Origin of the sequence: Kaistella sp. (assembly GCF_032060305.1) — a bacterium.
Classification (GTDB): Bacteria; Bacteroidota; Bacteroidia; order Flavobacteriales; family Weeksellaceae; genus Kaistella; species Kaistella yananensis.
Map to the genome: position 1 here is coordinate 1 of NZ_DAMBHK010000038.1, position 2,788 is coordinate 2,788.

Sequence of the window (2,788 nt, forward strand, 5' to 3'; positions counted from 1 at the left end):
AAGAAATCGATTTCTATATTGAAAATTATAAACCTTTCGACAAAGCTGGCGCATACGGTGTTCAGGAATGGTTCGGAATGGCGAAAATCAAACGCATTACCGGCAGCTACTATACAGTGATGGGATTGCCAACCCATTTGGTATACGGCATTTTAAAAGATTTTGAATAAGCGGTCAGCAAAAATAAAATTTAATTATTTTTACAAAAATTAAGAGGCATTTTTCATAATAAAATGCTAATTTGGAAGTTATTATGAAATAATGAAAAAAACTATACTTTTCCTTTCTGCAATCGTTGTTTTCAATTCGTGTTCATCACGAAAGAAAAAGGATGATTCTACCTTCATGAAGGGATTTTTCTCCTACTACAACACACTCTTCAACAGTAAAGATGCGTTACAGACCGAGTTGAAAAACCGCGACGAAGCACACGTTGATAATTTTTATGCACCCTATATTCAGCTTCTTACGTACGAGGAACAGCCCCTGGGCAGCGATCTGCAATCCGCAGGGATGTTTGGCGATGATCCCACACCGCCGGGCAGCATGAATTCTGGTGGACCTGGAGTTCCTGGTGGAAGAGGAGATTCCCAGAATTCATCAACTGCAGGTTTTAAAAGTGGGGCTTCAATTTTAGAAATATCTGAAGCCAAAGCATTGAAAGCCATTTCAAAATATTCCGTGATGAAAGGTGGCGAAGAAAAAAACCGGAAAATTTTCGATGCGAATCTTCTGCTGGCTCAGGCACGGATTTACCGTAATAAACCGCTGGAAGCGCTGGACGGATTGAACTATGTTTTCGCAAATATGCGCAATGATAAAAGAATTCCGCTGGCAAGAATTTATCAGGGCCTGGCTTATTCTAAAATGGGTGATTATTACAGAGCTGAAGAAGTTTTTACTGATGTAAAGAAAGACGATAAACTTAAAAAAGATTATAAAAAATTACTGAGCATTTACTATTCTGAAATGCTGCTGCAGGCGGGCAAAAAAGAAGCGGCTGTTGACGAGCTCGAAGAGGCCTACGCGCTGAATAAAAACCGGAAAATGCGCAGCAGGATTGCATTTCTTCGTGGACAGATTTTAGCAAACCTTGACAGAAACGAAGAAGCCAGAGAAAGTTTCGTGACCGCGTATAAAAATGCCAATGACTTCGAATTTGAAGTAAAATCTCAGATAGAAATTGCCAAAACCTTCAACGGAAAAGACGATGATTACGAAGGTGCGAAGGAATATCTTGAAAAAATCAGCAAAAAAGGAACTTATGGCTCCAGGAAAAACGAGTTTTATTACGCCCTGGGGCTGATGGCAAATAAAGCCGGAAAAAAGGAGGAAGCCAAAGAATATTTTTCAAAGTCACTGAAAGAAAAAATGTCGGATCCGCAGATCCGCGGCCTCAATTATTACGAAATCGGAAAAGGTTTTTTTGAGGAAAGTGATTATCTTTCTGCCGGTGCATACTACGATTCTGCACTCGCGGTAATGACTTATGAACCGTCGAAAGTTCTGTTGACGGAAAAATCGGGCAACATCAAGCAGGTTTCCGCAAATTATTATCTGATCAGGAAAAACGACAGTATTCTGGCCTTAACAAAAATGCCGGAATCGGAAAGGATCGCCTATTTCAACAAATACATTGAAGGCATTAAAGCCAAAGAAGCCAGGGAAGAACTGGAAAGAAAAAAGGCAGAAAGGAATAAAGGTTTCGATACAGGCGATTATTCTGCAAACTCTATTTTTGCAGGAAATACCGGTGGATTTCAGGATTTTGGGAATAACAAGGGCGGTTTCTATTTTGCCAACCAAAGTACCGTTGCCAAAGGAGAATCTACGTTCAAACAACTGTGGGGAAACCGGGCGCTCAGCGATAACTGGCGTACTTCTGCAAGGGGTAGTTCTATTGAGGATTTAAAAAATGAGGCGATGGGAATTGCATCGGCACCCGACCCAAGACGACTTGAACCTGCTTTCTATATTGAAAAAATACCTACGGCGTCCGAAGACCTTTTAGCGCTGAAAAAGGCCAGAGATACCGCAAGTTTAGGTTTGGGAAGAATGTACGAGGCATACTTTTCGGACACCCCGCTTGCCACCAAAACACTTTATGATTTGGTTGATGCCCAACCGGAAGAGGAAACCAAACTTCTTGCACTTTACCATATTTTCGCCTTTAATTACGAGAAAAATCCTGCGGCTGCAGAGCGGGCGAAACAGATGATTCTGGCCGATTTTCCTTACACTTCTTACGCGGAATTTGTTAAAAACCCAAGAAACAATTCATTTTCGAAATCATCAGAAGAAGTGGAAAAAGCTTATGCCGAGGCGTTCGAACTTTATTCAACAGAAAAATATGAAGAAAGTAAGGCGCTGATCGAATCCTCTTTACAGAAATATCCGAAAGATGCGCTGGTGCCTAAATTTGCTTTGCTGAATGCCTTTAACACAGGAAAAACCGCCGGAAAAGAGATTATGATTCTGCAGCTGGAACAGATTGCCCTGAACTATTCGCGGACTTTAGAAGGTGCAAAAGCAGAAGAGATGCTGCGATACCTGAAAAGCGATCTCGAAATTGAAGCGACCGATGAATCGGGGAATAAAATAAATATCCAGCCGCCTGCAACTCCTGTACCACCTGCAGATGCAGATTCACCGCCGGTACCGGGGAAAAGGGACGACCAGCCTGCTCCGCTAAGGCCGCGGCGTACGACCGACGAGCCTCAAAAAGTCGCCAGTCCTGCCCAAATGGAAATAAAAATATAAAGCGAAGATTACTCTTCGCTTTTTTTAT

At 42.0% G+C, this 2,788-nt stretch carries 2 protein-coding genes; both read left to right on the forward strand.

Annotated features, from left to right (window positions below; genetic code table 11):
• Positions 1–170, forward strand: a 170-nt coding sequence (locus V5N63_RS06925; protein WP_332033376.1) for a Maf family protein, incomplete at its 5' end; no start/stop codon positions are given.
• A 91-nt stretch (positions 171–261) separates the two neighbouring features.
• The gene (gene porW, locus V5N63_RS06930; RefSeq protein ID WP_332033359.1) at positions 262–2,760 is read left to right on the forward strand and encodes a type IX secretion system periplasmic lipoprotein PorW/SprE; all 2,499 of its coding nucleotides are present in this window, start codon (positions 262–264) and stop codon (positions 2,758–2,760) included.
• Positions 2,761–2,788: the final 28 nt, after the last annotated feature.

Excerpts from the sequence above, each read along its gene's own strand:
- porW (WP_332033359.1), top strand. The coding sequence starts at position 262 with ATGAAAAAAACTATACTTTTCCTTTCTGCAATCGTTGTTTTCAATTCG.